This window comes from Pseudomonas folii, from assembly GCF_014357575.1.
In the GTDB taxonomy this organism is placed as follows: Bacteria; Pseudomonadota; Gammaproteobacteria; order Pseudomonadales; family Pseudomonadaceae; genus Aquipseudomonas; species Aquipseudomonas folii.
Map to the genome: position 1 here is coordinate 13,223 of NZ_JACONW010000003.1, position 15,074 is coordinate 28,296.

At 57.5% G+C, this 15,074-nt stretch carries 15 protein-coding genes; 5 read left to right on the forward strand and 10 right to left on the reverse strand.

Annotation, left to right across the window (positions count from 1 at the left end):
• Positions 1 to 147: 147 nt before the first annotated feature.
• The gene (locus H8S59_RS01285) at positions 148 to 2,334 is read left to right on the forward strand and encodes a TonB-dependent siderophore receptor (RefSeq protein WP_187520198.1); all 2,187 of its coding nucleotides are present in this window, start codon (positions 148 to 150) and stop codon (positions 2,332 to 2,334) included.
• A 220-nt stretch (positions 2,335 to 2,554) separates the two neighbouring features.
• Here H8S59_RS01285 and H8S59_RS01290 read toward each other — a convergent pair whose 3' ends face one another.
• The gene (locus H8S59_RS01290) at positions 2,555 to 3,250 is read right to left on the reverse strand and encodes a tRNA (adenine(22)-N(1))-methyltransferase (RefSeq protein WP_246474989.1); all 696 of its coding nucleotides are present in this window, start codon (positions 3,248 to 3,250) and stop codon (positions 2,555 to 2,557) included.
• 297 nt (positions 3,251 to 3,547) lie between these two features.
• Positions 3,548 to 4,168, reverse strand: coding sequence for a glutathione S-transferase family protein (locus H8S59_RS01295; protein WP_187520199.1), 621 nt, complete (start codon positions 4,166 to 4,168; stop codon positions 3,548 to 3,550).
• A gap of 152 nt (positions 4,169 to 4,320) precedes the next feature.
• Between H8S59_RS01295 and H8S59_RS01300 the strand changes: the two genes are divergently transcribed.
• Positions 4,321 to 5,376 (forward strand): permease, encoded by a 1,056-nt coding sequence (locus H8S59_RS01300; RefSeq protein ID WP_187520200.1) that lies wholly within the window; start codon positions 4,321 to 4,323, stop codon positions 5,374 to 5,376.
• 22 nt (positions 5,377 to 5,398) lie between these two features.
• On the opposite strand, the gene mnmH is transcribed toward H8S59_RS01300, so the two are convergent.
• From mnmH to H8S59_RS01315, 3 genes are all read right to left on the reverse strand, one after another.
• On the reverse strand, positions 5,399 to 6,499 hold the full coding sequence (gene mnmH / locus H8S59_RS01305; protein WP_187520201.1) for a tRNA 2-selenouridine(34) synthase MnmH: 1,101 nt from the start codon (positions 6,497 to 6,499) through the stop codon (positions 5,399 to 5,401).
• Positions 6,499 to 7,533, reverse strand: a complete 1,035-nt coding sequence (gene selD, locus H8S59_RS01310; protein WP_187520202.1) for a selenide, water dikinase SelD — start codon at positions 7,531 to 7,533, stop codon at positions 6,499 to 6,501. The genes mnmH and selD overlap by 1 nt, the downstream gene beginning before the upstream one ends.
• A 159-nt stretch (positions 7,534 to 7,692) precedes the next feature.
• On the reverse strand, positions 7,693 to 8,118 hold the full coding sequence (locus tag H8S59_RS01315; protein ID WP_187520203.1) for a winged helix-turn-helix transcriptional regulator: 426 nt from the start codon (positions 8,116 to 8,118) through the stop codon (positions 7,693 to 7,695).
• A gap of 112 nt (positions 8,119 to 8,230) precedes the next feature.
• Between H8S59_RS01315 and H8S59_RS01320 the strand changes: the two genes are divergently transcribed.
• Positions 8,231 to 9,421, forward strand: coding sequence for an MFS transporter (locus H8S59_RS01320; RefSeq protein ID WP_095100790.1), 1,191 nt, complete (start codon positions 8,231 to 8,233; stop codon positions 9,419 to 9,421).
• Between the two features lie 72 nt (positions 9,422 to 9,493).
• On the opposite strand, the gene H8S59_RS01325 is transcribed toward H8S59_RS01320, so the two are convergent.
• Positions 9,494 to 10,243, reverse strand: coding sequence for an SDR family NAD(P)-dependent oxidoreductase (locus H8S59_RS01325; RefSeq protein WP_187520204.1), 750 nt, complete (start codon positions 10,241 to 10,243; stop codon positions 9,494 to 9,496).
• Between the two features lie 202 nt (positions 10,244 to 10,445).
• Between H8S59_RS01325 and H8S59_RS01330 the strand changes: the two genes are divergently transcribed.
• A complete protein-coding gene (locus tag H8S59_RS01330; protein WP_187520205.1) occupies positions 10,446 to 11,339 on the forward strand; it encodes an AraC family transcriptional regulator in 894 nt (297 codons plus the stop codon).
• Between the two features lie 166 nt (positions 11,340 to 11,505).
• Here H8S59_RS01330 and H8S59_RS01335 read toward each other — a convergent pair whose 3' ends face one another.
• Genes H8S59_RS01335 through H8S59_RS01345 form a run of 3 tightly spaced genes read right to left on the reverse strand, consistent with a single transcriptional unit; the run spans position 11,506 to position 13,641 of the window.
• Entirely contained in the window at positions 11,506 to 12,483 is a 978-nt protein-coding gene (locus H8S59_RS01335; protein ID WP_187520206.1) for a saccharopine dehydrogenase family protein, read from the reverse strand.
• Positions 12,480 to 12,881, reverse strand: coding sequence for a VOC family protein (locus tag H8S59_RS01340; protein ID WP_187520207.1), 402 nt, complete (start codon positions 12,879 to 12,881; stop codon positions 12,480 to 12,482). The genes H8S59_RS01335 and H8S59_RS01340 overlap by 4 nt, the downstream gene beginning before the upstream one ends.
• 16 nt (positions 12,882 to 12,897) lie before the next feature.
• Complete coding sequence (locus H8S59_RS01345) at positions 12,898 to 13,641, reverse strand: SDR family NAD(P)-dependent oxidoreductase (RefSeq protein ID WP_187520208.1); 744 nt, start codon at positions 13,639 to 13,641, stop codon at positions 12,898 to 12,900.
• A 138-nt stretch (positions 13,642 to 13,779) separates the two neighbouring features.
• Here H8S59_RS01345 and H8S59_RS01350 point away from each other — a divergent pair, with 138 nt between their 5' ends.
• A complete protein-coding gene (locus H8S59_RS01350; protein ID WP_187520209.1) occupies positions 13,780 to 14,682 on the forward strand; it encodes an AraC family transcriptional regulator in 903 nt (300 codons plus the stop codon).
• Positions 14,683 to 14,747: 65 nt separating this feature from the next.
• Here H8S59_RS01350 and H8S59_RS01355 read toward each other — a convergent pair whose 3' ends face one another.
• Complete coding sequence (locus H8S59_RS01355) at positions 14,748 to 15,062, reverse strand: hypothetical protein (RefSeq protein WP_246474992.1); 315 nt, start codon at positions 15,060 to 15,062, stop codon at positions 14,748 to 14,750.
• Positions 15,063 to 15,074 lie beyond the last annotated feature (12 nt).

A 15,074-nucleotide genomic window follows, 5' to 3' on the forward strand; every position in this document is an offset into this window, starting at 1 on the left:
CTGAATGACGGCTTACCACGTGCCATTGGCAATAACGGTTTTCACATATTTTTCACATCGGACTTTTATGGCAACGCAAACCCTGACAAAATAAATAGCAACGATTCTCATAAGCGCTACTTTTTCTATTTGGTCAGGAAGCGATTCATGTCCCGCTCTACCCCGCTGCGCAGCTTCAGTCCGTCACGCAATCTATTAGCCATGGCCATCTGTATGGCCACAATCACTCCGGCAATGGCCGATGACAGCAGCGATGCAAAAGCGAAACCCGTCCCGACTACCGTGGAACTGGGCGCCAGTGAAATCAACGCGACACAGCTGCAACTGGGTAGCACCACAGAAGGAACCAGTTCGTACACCACCGGAGCGATGTCTACAGCGACCAAGCTACCGCTGACCATGCGAGAAACACCTCAGGCGGTCACCGTCATCACCCGTCAGCGCATGGACGATCAGGCCATGACCAGCATCAATGATGTGGTCAAAGCCGCACCAGGGTTGTTTCTCAACTATTCCAATGGCCCCGGTCGGCAGTCTTATATGTCCCGTGGTTTCGATATCGACAACCTGATGTACGACGGCATACCCAGCGGCTACAACGGCGTATCGGTCGGTGTCCAACCTAACCTGGCAATGTTCGACAGGGTAGAAGTCGTACGCGGCGCAACTGGTCTGGTCACGGGTGCAGGTAACCCGTCGGCGGCTATCAACCTCATCCGTAAACGGCCATTGGCGGAGCAGAAAGTTACTCTGACGGGAGCCGCAGGTACTTGGGACGACTATCGTGGAGAACTGGACGCCTCCAGTCCGCTCAACGAAAACGGGACCTTGCGCGGCAGGATAGTTACGTCTTACCGAGACTCCAACAGCTTTATTGATGGTGCAGAAGAGGATCACGGACTGTTCTATGCCGTCACCGAAGCAGATCTGAACGACGATACCACCCTGACCCTTGGGCTATCCCACCAGAAGGACAAGACAAACTATTTCTGGGGCTCCTCTCTTATCGGCCAAAATGGCCATCACCTGGACTTGCCGCGCTCTTACAACCCCGGCACAAAATGGGAGGACAAGGATCAGGAGACCAACACTATTTTTGCCGAACTGCGTCATCGTCTGGCCAATGACTGGAAGCTTCAGATCAATGCCAACTATGCCGAACAGAACGCATTGTTCTCCGGTTCCTACCAATCGCGCTGGGCTCCGGCGAGAACGCTGACACGGACCGTCTATCAAGCCGTCAACGATGAAAACCAGGCAGGTCTGGACGCTTTCGCCAGTGGTCCGTTTGAAGCATTCGGACGGACACATGAACTGGTAGTGGGTGCCAGCAAGCGCATCTACGACATGACGAATCAGGACTACAACCCTTACAACTTCGCCTTCTGGCCGATCAACGCCGGGAAGCCGAATTTCGTCCACACCACAACGACGCGCGAGGTCACCACTCAGGACGGTTTATACATGACCACCCGCCTGAACCTGGCCGACCCACTGAAGCTGATCCTTGGCGGTCGTCTGGACTGGTATGACTACGACAACCGTGATGGCGACGGTGACTACAAAGTCACCCGAAATGTAACGCGCTACGCGGGTCTGATCTACGACCTGGACGACCACCACTCGGTATACGTCAGCTATAGCGATATCTTCACACCACAGAGCGCCAAAGATACCTCCGGAACTCCGCTCAAGCCGATCGTGGGCAAGAACTACGAGATCGGTATCAAGGGCGAATACTTCGATGGGGCGCTAAATGCGAGCATGGCCCTGTTTCGTGTAGATCAGGAAAATCGTGCAGTGGAGGTGGGCGTGCAGAACTGTCCGCAATCATCCTGCTCAGTGGCCTCCGGTGAGATTCGCAGCGAGGGTATCGACTTCGAACTGCAAGGTGCGCTGACCGAAAACTGGCAGGTTGGAGGCGGTTATACCTACGCTCGGACGCACACCATCAAGGACGACGCGAACCCTGAGAAGGTAAACAGACAATTCGACACCGACATCCCCGAGCACCTGTTCAAACTGACCACCAGCTACCACTTCCAGGGCTCATTGGAAAAATTGCGCATCGGTGGCAACGTCTCCTGGCAGAGCAGGATGTACAACGACATCGAATTGGCCGACGGTGGCAACTATCGCCTGGAACAGGGCAGCTACGCCATCACCGACCTGATGGCCGGCTATCAGGTTAATCAAAACCTGGACCTGCAGCTCAACGTCAACAACGTCTTCGACCGCAAATACTATTCGTCCATCGCTACTTCAACCGAATACGGCGGCGATAGCTATGGCACTCCGCGCAACATGATGCTGACGGCGAAGTATAGCTTCTGACCGGCCGTTACTCTGTCTGGTCTCTGTAGGAGCTCACGAGCACAGCGAGGCAGCGATGGCTTCCTGTCTGATACACCGCTATCGCGGCCTCGCGGTGCTCGTGCGCTCCTACAGGCCCCATGTGTGCTGCGCGACAGCGTGGTATCAGGGGCACCGGGATGGCTCCTACAGATCATGTGGTTACCGAAAGATATCCTCGGTCACCAATCCCTGAGCATGCTCATGCCAGCAACTCAGTAATCCACCGAACCTGCCGCGCCGCCTCTTCCAGCTTCTCCTCGGGCAGCGCTTGTCGCGCCCGGGCAAAGTGGTTCAAGGTCTGCTGCTTATGGCGCAGCATGCGGCGCCAATTGAGCAGAAATGCCGGGCTGCGTGCCTTCATCTGCAAGGGGCCGAAGTACAGTTCCTCGGCGGTGTAGGCCACAGGCCCGGCGCGCTCGGCAACGATGACTTCGTAGTCGAACCGGTTCTCCCGCAGGACTTCCTCGCTGAGGATGCAATAACCGTTTTCCATCAACCACTGGCGCAGCGGCCGCTCACCGCCGTTGGGCTGCAGGATCAGACGCTCTTCGCCAGTCAAATGGGCTTTGCCTTCGTCAAGAATGTCGCGGATCGTCTCGCCACCCATGCCGCAGATGCTGATTGCCGTAATCCCGTCTTCCGGCTGGATCGCCGCCAGACCATTGGCCATGCGTACGGTGATCAACTGATCCAGATCGTTCTCGCGGACCGTGCGTTCGGCCGAGAGAAACGGCGTCAATGCCACCTCCCCTGCAACCGCTGCGGCGATGGATCCACGACGCATCAAGGCGACCGGCAGATAACCGTGATCCGAACCGATATCGGCCAGTCGCGCCCCCGCAGGCACATGCGCCGCAACGCGCTCCAGGCGCTTGGACAATGTCTGTTCGTTCAACTGCAGCCCCTTTCACCGCTGACATCCAGCATCAATGACCGGACAGGGGCGCGATTCTGGCGAGCAATGCAGCACATATCAACCTTATGCAACTTCAGCCTTGGCTCGCTGCCACCTGAAATCCGCCTGTGGGAGATTCTATGTTCGCCTACAAAGTGGAATGCGACGTGGGACCGGCTTTAGCCGGGAAGGGAATATTCCTGACAATACACATGTGTCGGCTGCAACGGCCTCTTCCCGGCTGAAGCCGGTCCCACGTCGCCTCGCCATACCTGGAATTGCGCAGAACCTGTGGAATCAGAAACACCGCCGCGCCAACGCAGTTGCTACATGACTATCAATATCCAACAGCGCCGCATGAAAGCCCGGCCGTGATAGTCGCAGATGTTCACGGGTGTCGGCCCATCGCGTCACAACGCAAGCGAGAATCTCGACAGCACCGGGTTCTTCAGGTTGCCACGCCGCGGTATGTTCGAACACGTCACTGAAAGTGTCCCAGTGCTCATACAGGCGAGACCTTGCGCCGCTGATCAATTGCTGCAACTGGCCTTTATTTGCGGCGGGCAACCAGCGCTCCGGATAATCGATAATGCCGATGGCGGCGTAACAGTTGGCAGCGATGTACGCCAGACTTCGCAGTTGCAAGGCTCGCTCAGACGGATTAAGGGACAGCAGCCCTGAGGCAGGAAACTCCAATCCGAGACAGGTCAATATCGCGGCGCTTTCGGTCAGCACGGTGCCGTCGGGTAAAACCAGAGTAGGCACTTGCAGTAGCGGATTAATCCGTCGCAGCTCATCCCGGCCACTGCCCTCCTCCCAGGAGCTGGCTGCCACCCACCGGTAATCGGCGCCGCAATATTTCAGCGCTATCTCGATAGCCGCCGAACCGGAACCCTCTGTCCCGAAAAGCGTGTACATGTTTCAACCCTCCATTGGCTGTAAGTGAAAGTATTAGTTAGCGGCGATTACACACTCCGGGCCAATCCCTGCTTTCCTGGCGGCAGGCATTGTTGCCAACTGACAGTCAGGGTTGACGTATCATAGACGTTCGCTTACGCACGGATTTTATAATGATTAGCCAGTCTCCTCCCTCCACAACCCGCTCTTGGGCATTTTGGTGCAAACCGGCGGTGTTTCTGCTGGTGGCCGTCATCGGCCTGTACTACGTCAAGTGGTCACCTTATTACCTGAAGTCGTTCATCGCCGCCGATACCCATAGTATTGGCGGCTCGATCCTCAACGATAATCTGACGTCGCCCTTGTTGGCTGCGCTGACTTATGCCCAAGTGTATTTTCTGGCGATCTGGAAGGCTGCCGTTCTGGCGATCATCCTTGGCTCGTTGGTACAGGTGCTTATTCCCCGCGACTGGTTGCTGCGCGCGTTTGGAAAAGCAGGCTTGGGCTCTACGCTGCGGGGGAGCTTGTTCGCTCTGCCGGGGATGATGTGCAGTTGCTGTGCGGCTCCGGTGGCGGCCGGGCTACGGCGACAGAACGTGTCGGAGGGCGCGGCGTTGGCGTTCTGGATTGCGAACCCGGTACTCAACCCCGCCACCTTGATCTTCATGGGCTTCGTACTCGGCTGGCAGTTCACCGCCCTGCGTCTGGTGGCCGGCGTTGGACTTGTGCTCGGTGCATCGTTACTCGCCCAGCGCATGTCGCGACCAGAAGCGCTGCCGAAAGCGGCTGTGGATGCTGTTGAGGTGGCCACTGCCGCAGATACCCGCAGTCTCCCGGTGCAGTGGTTACGCACGATGTGGCAGTTGTTCTGGACCACCATCCCGATCTACGTGCTGGCGGTGCTGATCCTCGGAGCGGCACGGGTATGGTTATTCCCTCACGTTGATGGAGCAATGACCAATAGCTGGCTATGGCTGGTACCACTGGCTGTCGTGGGCACCTTATTTGTGATCCCCACTGCGGCAGAAATTCCTATCGTGCAGGCCCTCATGGGGCTCGGCCTGGGGACAGCTCCAGCAGTAGCGCTATTGATGACACTGCCGAGCGTCAGCCTGCCGTCGTTATTGATGCTGCGCAAATCCTTTGATCGTCGGGTGCTGGTGGCCGTCGCGTTGCTGACCATGCTGGTGGGCATTATCAGCGGCGTCATCGCGGCGCTGGTCTTCTAGAAAGGTGCACGCGCCGCTGGGTTCACGCGTGGCGGCGCTGCAGTAAATAGTCCCTGACGGCGGCTTGGTCACCGGCAAACTCTATACGCTCGGACTTGCTGTCACGCTGGTAGGCGTACATGGGGTCATAGTATTCGTTGAGCAATTGCTCGATCCATTGCCGATGAGCGTCCACCAGTCCCGTTGCCTGCTGGATCTGCAGGGCGCTGTCCATAATCACCGCCAGGCGATTGTAGCGCTCTCCCCCCAGGCGCCTGAGATTGCTGGCCAGACTCTGACGCAGGCGTTCGGCGAACGCATTGAATCCTTCCTCCGCTCCATGGACAGCGACAAAATCTGCGCACAGGTCGATAACGTAATCCTTGAGGATCCGCTCGACCCGGCTCTCGACGCTGTCCTGCAGCCACACCAGAGGCGCGGATTGCATCTGCCGAAACAGCGAAAGAGGCACCGCACGGCTGCCAATCGCGCGACCTTCGTCCTCGAGTACGAAATGTTCGGCACCGCGATGGCGTTTCTTCAGGATGTCCACAGCCAGAGCATTTTCAAAGTCGATCTGCCCGGGCTGAGCACTGACACGTTTACCGAAGCTGGAGCCGCGATGGTTTGCGTGACCTTCGAGGTCGAGGGCGTTACTCAACCCCGCCAGCACTTCAGTCTTGCCGGAACCGGTCAAGCCCCCGACCACGACCAGTTCACACTCCTGAACGGCGGACTCGATGGTGTCGATAAGGAAGGTGCGCATTGCCTTGTAACCGCCTAGCACACGCGGGTAAGGAACACCGGCGATGTCTTCCAGCCACTGCTGGGTGATCTGCGACCGCAGGCCACCGCGAAAGCAATACAGATAGCCTTCCGGCTGAGACCGGACGAACTCCGCCCAGGCCTCAATACGTGCTTCCTTGGTAGCCCCGGACACCAACTGATGCCCCAAGTCGATGGCGACTTGCTGACCCTGTTGTTTATAGGCAGTGCCGACGGCCTCACGCTCGGCATCGTTCATCAGCGGCAGGTTAATGGACTGACCAAAGGCCCCCTTAGCGAACTCCACGGGCGCGCGGACGTCCATCAGCGGGATATCGTTTAAAAAAATATGGCGCAAGTCGGCGCTGTTGTCCCGCATCAGAACACCTCAACGGCGTTAGCCTGGCGCTCGATCAGCGTGCCTATGGGGCGCAAGCTCAGGCCCATATCGGTGGCGGTCTGCAGAAATTGCGCCTGGCCCTCTGGCGCTACTGCGACCAGCAGGCCGCCACTGGTTTGCGGGTCGCATAGCAAATGTTTTTGCCAATCGGTCAATTTGCCAATGCGGCCCCCATAGCTGTCAAAGTTGCGCAACGTACCCCCGGGTACGCATCCTTGCTCAAGGTAATAATCGACACTGGCCAGGCGCGGCACGGCGCTGGCCTCGATACGTGCGGTCAATCGGCTGCCGTCAGCCATTTCCACCAAATGACCCAGCAGGCCGAAACCGGTGACATCAGTCATCGCGGTGACCCCGGCAAGCTTGCCGAAGCGGCTGCCGATCGTGTTGAGCGTGCACATCTGGTCGCGCGCCACGCCAATGTCGGCGTCCCGCAGGAGTCCTTGTTTCTCGGCGGTGGTTAGCACACCGATCCCCAATGGTTTGGTCAGATAAAGCGTACAGCCCACGGTGGCGGTGTCGTTACGTTTCATAAAACGCTTTTCGACCAGACCCGTGACCGCCAGGCCGAAGATTGGCTCTGGCGCATCAATGGAGTGTCCACCGGCCAGCGGGATGCCCGCAGCATCACAAACTGCACGGCCACCGCGAATCACTTCGCGAGCGATTTCCGGAGCAAGCACGTTGACCGGCCAGCCGAGAATGGCGATGGCCATGATTGGATCTCCACCCATGGCATAGATATCGCTGATAGCGTTGGTGGCGGCAATACGGCCAAAATCGTAGGGGTCGTCGACGATAGGCATGAAGAAATCGGTAGTTGAGACGACTCCGCGCTCTTCATCAATGGCGTAGACCGCCGCGTCGTCCCGCGAAGCATTACCCACCCAAAGCTTTGGATCGAGATTTTGTGCGCCGCTGCCAGCGAGGATCACCTCAAGCACTTGAGGCGATATCTTGCAACCGCAACCGGCGCCGTGGCTGTATTGGGTCAAACGGACCTTTGCGCTCATTGGATGCCACTCTGCGTGTAAAGGGTGGAAGTCTAACAGAGGCAAAGAACAACAGATTGCGCGGACTTAGCACGCTGACGCAGCCCTGAATGCCTAACCAACGAAAAGCCGGTCCGCGAAGCTATCTAGCCCTTTCGCGACCCGGTAGTCGAATCGGCGTCAGTCCTCTTTCACCGCGTCCTCGAAACCAGACAACTCAAGAATCGCTTGGGCACTGGCCATATTAGCTTCCAGTTCGTCGAGTTCCTGTGGGTGCTCTTCTCCCCAACGGTAGAGCATTTCGACAGCCTCGGCGAAAGTCTTGCCCAGCGGCGTCAACTCATATTCCACCTTGGGCGGCACGACACTGTGCACGTGGCGCGCAACCAATCCTCGCGCCTCTACGTCACGTAGCGTTTGCACGAGCATTTTCTTGGAGATGCCGGGCAAAGCCCGTTGCAATTGTCCGGTACGACAACGTCCACCCGGCCATCGATCCAGTGCGTGCAGCACCAGGCTGACCCACTTTACGGTGAACAACCCCATGACCCTGCGTGGGGCGCAACTGGCGTCAAACACCAGCGGTGTAGCGACAATTTCAGGCATCTTATGGTTACCAATAGGTATCTATGTCCCCATATAGTACCTAATTTCCAAGAATGCTCTAGACCTCTACCATCCCCCATCGACCACGCACTTCAATCGAGAGGGACTGTTCATGCCTGCTGCCATTTGGGCACTCGCCATTGCCACCTTCGGCATTGGCACCACTGAGTTTGTCATCGCCGGTCTATTGCCAGGGATTGCAGCCGAGTTCGACATTTCCTTTTCCGCCGCAGGCTACATGGCGACGAGCTATGCGTTAGGAGTGTTCGTAGGGGCACCCTTGCTCATCATCCTTGGCGCCCGCGTGCCGCAGAAAGCCATGCTGGTATCGCTGATGGGGTTCTTCATCGCCGGCAACCTGTTGACGGCACTTTCGCCTACATTTGCCTGGGCCTTGACCGGTCGGGTCCTCACCTCGCTGACACACGGTGCGTTTATCGGAATCGGATCAATTCTGGCATCGGAACTGGTGGCACCCAACCGCCGAACCAGTGCTATCGCCTTCATGTTCAGCGGCCTGACACTCGCCAACCTGATAGGCACGCCAGCGGGCACCTGGCTGGGACAGATGGTTTCCTGGCGGGCGACGTTCATGGCAATCACCGTGATAGGTGTAGTGGCGATGCTGGCTGTAGCGTTGCTGGTGCCTAAAGGCAAACAGCATGAAGTTCCGAGTTTGCGCCGCGAGCTCTCAGCGTTCGTCAATGTGCACGTTTTACTTGCCATGGGCATTACGGTGCTCGGGCCCGCTGCGTTCTTCACGACCATCACCTACATATCGCCAATGATGACGGAGTTAACGGGATACTCGGACAATGGAGTAACGGGCATCCTTTTTCTATTTGGCCTGGGACTGTTCATCGGCAACCTGCTCGGTGGCAAGCTAGCGGATCGCGCCTTGATGCCCTTGTTGTACTTCACCCTGGCGGGACAGGCGCTGGTGCTGTTCGTGTTTTTCTTCGTGGTGGAAAGTCGTTTGGCATCGGCCTTGTGTGTATTGCTGATGGCGGGCTTCGGCTTCGCCAGCGTGTCGCCCATTCAGCGGCTGGTGATGGACAAGGCGCGTGCGGCTGGGGCCCCCAATCTCGCCGCCTCCGTGAACATAGGCTTGTTCAACCTGGGGAACGCAATTGGCGCCTGGCTCGGCGGCTGGGTGATTGCCTTGGGGTTTGGTTATGCCGCGCCCAATTGGGTGGGAGGTATTCTGTCAACGTGCGCATTGGTACTGGCAATCGCGTCTGGATGGCTCACGGTTTCTCATGTGACCAAACGCAAGGAAGCAAGGGTCTGCCCTGCGATCTGAATCAAACCGGCATTTGCCTTGGCGATACCATGAGGTGCACGTTGCCGTGCACCTCGCTTTTGAACTGGCGTCTTAATAACCTACACCGCGCACACCACCGGAAGCCCTGATGGATTCGCCTGTTACCCAATGCGAATCTGCGGAGGCCAGGAACACGGCCAAAGGCGCAATGTCTTCTGGCTCACCGAAACGCCCCAACGGCGTGCCTGCCAGAATTTTCTCACCCAATTCACCCGCAAAATGCCCATCGGTTGCAGGCGTGTTCGTGTGCCCCGGCAGGATCGAGTTGACGCGAATGCCACGCGGCCCCAATTCCCTTGCCAGTGCAAAACTCAACGTGTCGACCGCCCCCTTGGTCGCCGAGTACACACTCGACGCCAGGTAGGGGTCGGTGCTGAGGATTGAGCTGATATTGATGATGCTTGCTTCGGAGCCCATCAGCTTGACGGCCTCTCGTACCGCGAGCAGGTAGCCGAGTACATTGAGATTGAACTGCTTATGAAAGGCTTCTTCAGTCAGATCATCAATCAACTGGAACACCGCAACGCCAGCGTTGTTGACCAGCACATCCAGCGTCCCATACTTTTCACCGACCGCTGCAAACAGGCGCACAACATCAGGCCCGTGGCTCATGTCTGCTTGTATGGCAAAGGCCGAGCCGCCCTGGGCTGTGATATGAGTCACTACTGCATCAGCATCGACCTGGCTGGAAGCGTAATTGACGATGACGGTTGCGCCCTGGGCAGCGAGTGCCTTGGCGATCCCGGCACCTATACCTTTCGACGCCCCCGTGACAACCGCGATTTTTCCTTCGAGTTTCATAACGTGACCTTTTGAAGTTGACTGACATGAGGCTTCGTTGCTGTCGGGTTGCGAACAACGGGAGTGCAACGAACCGTGTGCCGTCAGTATTCGGCCAACGAGCGAACTAACGTTTGTCGGTTATTCGCACATACTTGCCTGATCTTCTCGGCTGGCTTGCTATGAACAGGGATGTAGCTCACGGTAGGCCATGGAAAAGCCAATGACAGAACTGCGCCGCATCGTGATGCGCGCCCATGATAAATGGACGGACACCGGTTTGCCTCGTGTAGCCATGGTCCGTGCCGAGGCCTGCGCCGATCAGGTCTATCAGCCGATGTTGCATCTGGTGCTTCAGGGCACAAAGACGTTATCGATAGGGGAAGAAGTTTCTCGGTACAGCGCTGGGAGTTACTTTCTGGTGCCTGTTGACGTGCCCGCGACGGGCCAGATTCACGCCAGTGCAGCTGATCAACCCTATCTGGCCGTCAGCCTGACCCTGGACGCCGATGTGATTGCTACGTTGCTGATGGACGAGGGCAAGATGCCGAGGGCGCCGCAGAACTCATGCTTCCAGGGCGTGCTCGCGCCGGATGAAATGATTGATGCATGGGTACGAATGATGCGGCTTATGGATAAACCGCATGAGGCCGCGGTGCTGGCACCGATGATCGAACGCGAGATTTTGTTCCGTGCCTTGCAGGGTACTCTGGGCGGCATTCTCCGGGACGTTGCCCGTCCGGATGGGCGTATGACACAGATCCGCCGTGTCACTCAGTGGATTCGCGAGCACTACACTGAGCCTTTTCGCGTCGAGCCGCTCGCGCGCATGTCAGACATGAGCGTTGCCGCCTTCTATCGGCATTTCAAATCGGTCACAGCAATGACGCCTATTCAATATCAGAAGCGCCTGCGCTTGTTGAGGGCTCGGTGGTTGCTGCTGTTCGATACGCTGGACGCTACGTCCATTGCCTACACCGTGGGCTATGAAAGCGCGTCCCAGTTCAATCGAGAGTATGCCCGGCTATTTGGTCTGCCACCGGCCCGGGACGCAGCAAGATTCAGGTCGCCTATTGCCACAGAACACACGCTCAATGAACTGACGGCGACGCCATGACCAGCTACTGCTGAATTAATACGCAGATCTGCAGGAGCCGTCCCGGTGTCCCCGGCACTGCGCTGTCGCGCAGCAAACACGTCCCCTGTAGGAGTGAGCTTGCTCGCGATTCGATTTCCTGGTCGACGAATTTATCGCCTGAACTGACGCTATCGCGAGCAAGATTTTAAAGGTCAGTGATTACCGTCCCTGCAATGCTTTGGGCAAATCCGCCGCCGAAGACCTTCGTCGGAGTGGAAAAGCCTGCGCGCCGCTCTCCGCCCAATACACGGCGTGCCGCTTCAACAGCCGCCAGCGGCGTATAGGAATAACCATTTACGGTTTCGATCACGGACCGTGAAATCGCGCCATCAGCCCCCATAATCTCGACGGCCGCATGCGCTCGATAAGTATCCCTTTCTTCTGCGCTAGGTCCGTCCGGCAGGAGCGAGAGATCGCCCTCTGGAAAAGCTTCGCCAGAAAGATGCACAAACATCGCAATGTTGGGGATACCGGTCGAATGCCACCCCGTCACCAGATCACCGAAAGACAGCGGCACACATAGAACCGGTCCCTCGCCGAAATCAAAGTAGCGTGGCTGGGCATCAGGGGTTGCAACGAGTTCACCATCGACTCTCGCGAGGACACCGGCGCCAATGATTTCGCTGACGCTCATGGCTGACCCACGAGACATTGATCCTGGCACCTGAAGCGCAATGCTCAAGGTCAGAGGCTTGGCGACACGCTGAGCGACATGGACCGCCAGCGAGTCGGTCGGGACAACATCCCATCCAACCCCAGGCAACAGCATGACCTGTGCCGCAACCGCTTCAGCACCCAGCCGTTCGGCCAACCGGTAAACATTGATCTCTGCGGTAATGTCCAGATAATCAACGCCAGCTTTGATGCAGGCGCGCATCAACGCTTCTGCCGTTTGCGCAAATGGTCCCGCGAAGTTCAGCAATACCGAGATACCAGAGAGAAATTTCTCTGTATCCGGACCGATATCAAACACGCGAAAAGGCACACCCAACTGCGCAGCGAGGGCCGCGATTCGAGGGTGATCACGCCCGGCGATTTCAAATTTCAGACCTGATGCTTTCGCACGTTCTGCAGCCATGCGACCGGTATAGCCCGTAGCTCCGTAGATCAGAAGTGTGCTCATTGGGTGCGCTGCCAGTTTTTGTAAACAAACTCCAGGCTGTACCCATCCGGGTCCAGCACATTGGCGGCGTAGTACGCCGGGTCGTAGTGCAATCGCGCACCGGGAGGGCCGTTGTCGATTGCGCCCTGCTTGATCGCAGCGTCATAGGCAGCTTCAACTTCAGCCTTGCTGTTGGCCACGAAACCGATGTGGACAGCGCGACCTTCGACTACCCCTTCACGCAACCAGAAAAATACCCGACCATTGGCGCCGAAGCCTTTCAGATCAGGATGACCCGGCGGACCGTCCTTGCCGTCGTAGTCCAGGCGTCCGGTAATGCCCAGTGGTACAAGAACACCCTCATAGAAGCTGATGGAACGCGCGATGTTGCTCACCGACAGAAAAATATGATCCAGCATGGCAAAACCCTCTCGCTCAGATGTTGTAACCGCCTGCGACTTCGATAGTCTGGGCATTGATCCAGGCGCCCTCTTCGGACAGCAACATGGCGATCACACGAGCGACATCCTCGGGCTCACCCACCCTGCCAAGCGCCGTTTGCGACGCCAGCATCGCTTCAAACTCATCGTTTAGCCCCCCGCCCAGTTCAGTGCGGATAGCGCCGGGTGATACGGCGTTGGCTCGGATACGCCGCTCGCCAAACTCTTTGGCCATGTAGCGGGTCAAGACTTCAAGCCCGCCCTTGAAGGCTGCATAGGGCGCAACACCCGCAGTGGCTACCCGGGTCGTTGCGCTGGTGAGATTGACGATGCTGGCGTTTTCCGCCAGCAGAGGGAGTAGTGCCTGCGTGAGGAAAAACGGGCCCTTGAGGTGCACATTGAACAGGCCATCGAACTGCGCCTCTGTGACCGTGGCCAAGGGGTTGAACAAGCCATATCCCGCATTGTTGACCAGGCCACTCAACGAAGTAGCCGCCCAGGTTTCACGCAGAGCCAGCACCACTTCCTCGCGAAACGCATCGAAGCTGCCAACGTCAGCCACATCGAGTTTTAGCGCAACGGCCTTGCCACCGGTCTGCTCTATGCGCTCCACCACCGACGCTGCGGCTTGCGGGTTGGAATTGTAGGTCAGGATGACTCCCATACCTCGTTGAGCAGCGTGCTCGGCTGCACTTGCACCGATTCCACGGCTGCCGCCAGTAATGACAATAACGCCCATGTGAATTTCCTCTGTGGTTCAAACGTGACTCCACAGTACGCATCACACCGTCCAGGGTCGTACCCGTTCCTACTCGAAACCTGCCCGTTTCTGCTTTTTGCTTGCGCATCGCCATGCTCTGCCTTCAGCATGCTGCAGATGGACAAACAACTGAATGAACTCAGGTCGCTCGCGGCCGGAGCTGAAAACCGGCGTACCGAAACGGGCATCCCGCGCGTGGCCATGGTTCAGGGCAAAATCCCCGAACACATGCTGGCGGCTGTCTATGACCCGATGATCAACCTGATTCTGCAAGGCAGCAAAAGCATGACGGTGGGTGATCGAACGCTGCGGTACGACCCTGCGACCTATTTCGTGATGTCCATTGAATTGCCAGCGGTAGGTTCGGTGCATCCCGCCGAGTCCGGCGAGCCCTACCTGGCAGTCAGCCTGACACTCGATCCCACCGTGTTATCCACGCTGTTTGCTGACTTGCCTGAACCTGCCAGCCGCATCGATAAGAACCTTGGATTTTCGGTCGCGCCGGTCACAACCGAGCTGATGGATGCCTGGGTGCGAATGCTGCGATTGATGGGCGATCCGGATGCCATTGCGGCCCTGTCGCCGGTTTACGAACGAGAGATTATCTTCCGTGTACTTCAAGGCCCCCATGGCTGGATGCTGCGAGAAATTGCAGCACCGGATACCGCCATGGCTCGGGTGAATACAGCGATCCAGTGGATCCGCCGCGACTTTGCTGAGCCGATCAGGGTAGAAAGCCTCGCGCAACGCGCGTCGATGAGCGTCTCGGCTTTCCACCGCCACTTCAAGGCGGTGACTAACCTGAGTCCGTTGCAGTACCAGAAACGCGTCCGCCTGCTCCACGCCCGAACGTTGATGGTCGGCAGTGCCAAAAGCGTCATGGCTGCGGCCTTCGAGGTCGGCTACGAAAGTGCCACGCAATTCAGTCGGGATTATTCACGGGTGTTTGGGCTTCCTCCTGCAAAGGATGCCGACAGGATTCACGGGGACACCAGAGCGTCTGGAAACAAAGCGGTTTGATGAACCGATAATGATGTGGGTGGATAGCTGATTAATTTGCCAGGTCCGCCTCATGTGCAACGTGGCTAATCAGCAAACAACTCTGCATAGAACGGATCATGAATGCCCAGCACATTGACCTCGATATAGTCGTCCTGATACTCAACCGAGTAATCCAGAATCCCGACGCCTGCACATGGAATAACCTGGCCATCCGACGTTTCAACCGTTAGCGCGAGTGCCGACTGATCCGAATGATTAGCTCGGCATTCGCTCTGGATCAAACGGTACCCATCGGCGGGATCGAATTGCCCGAAAGCAACTCCCATTGAAGGATCTGTATTTTCGAGCGCCGAATAGCCCACCAGAGTTGTCCCGCTATAAACTGAAAATCGCGCCATGTGTTTTCCCGC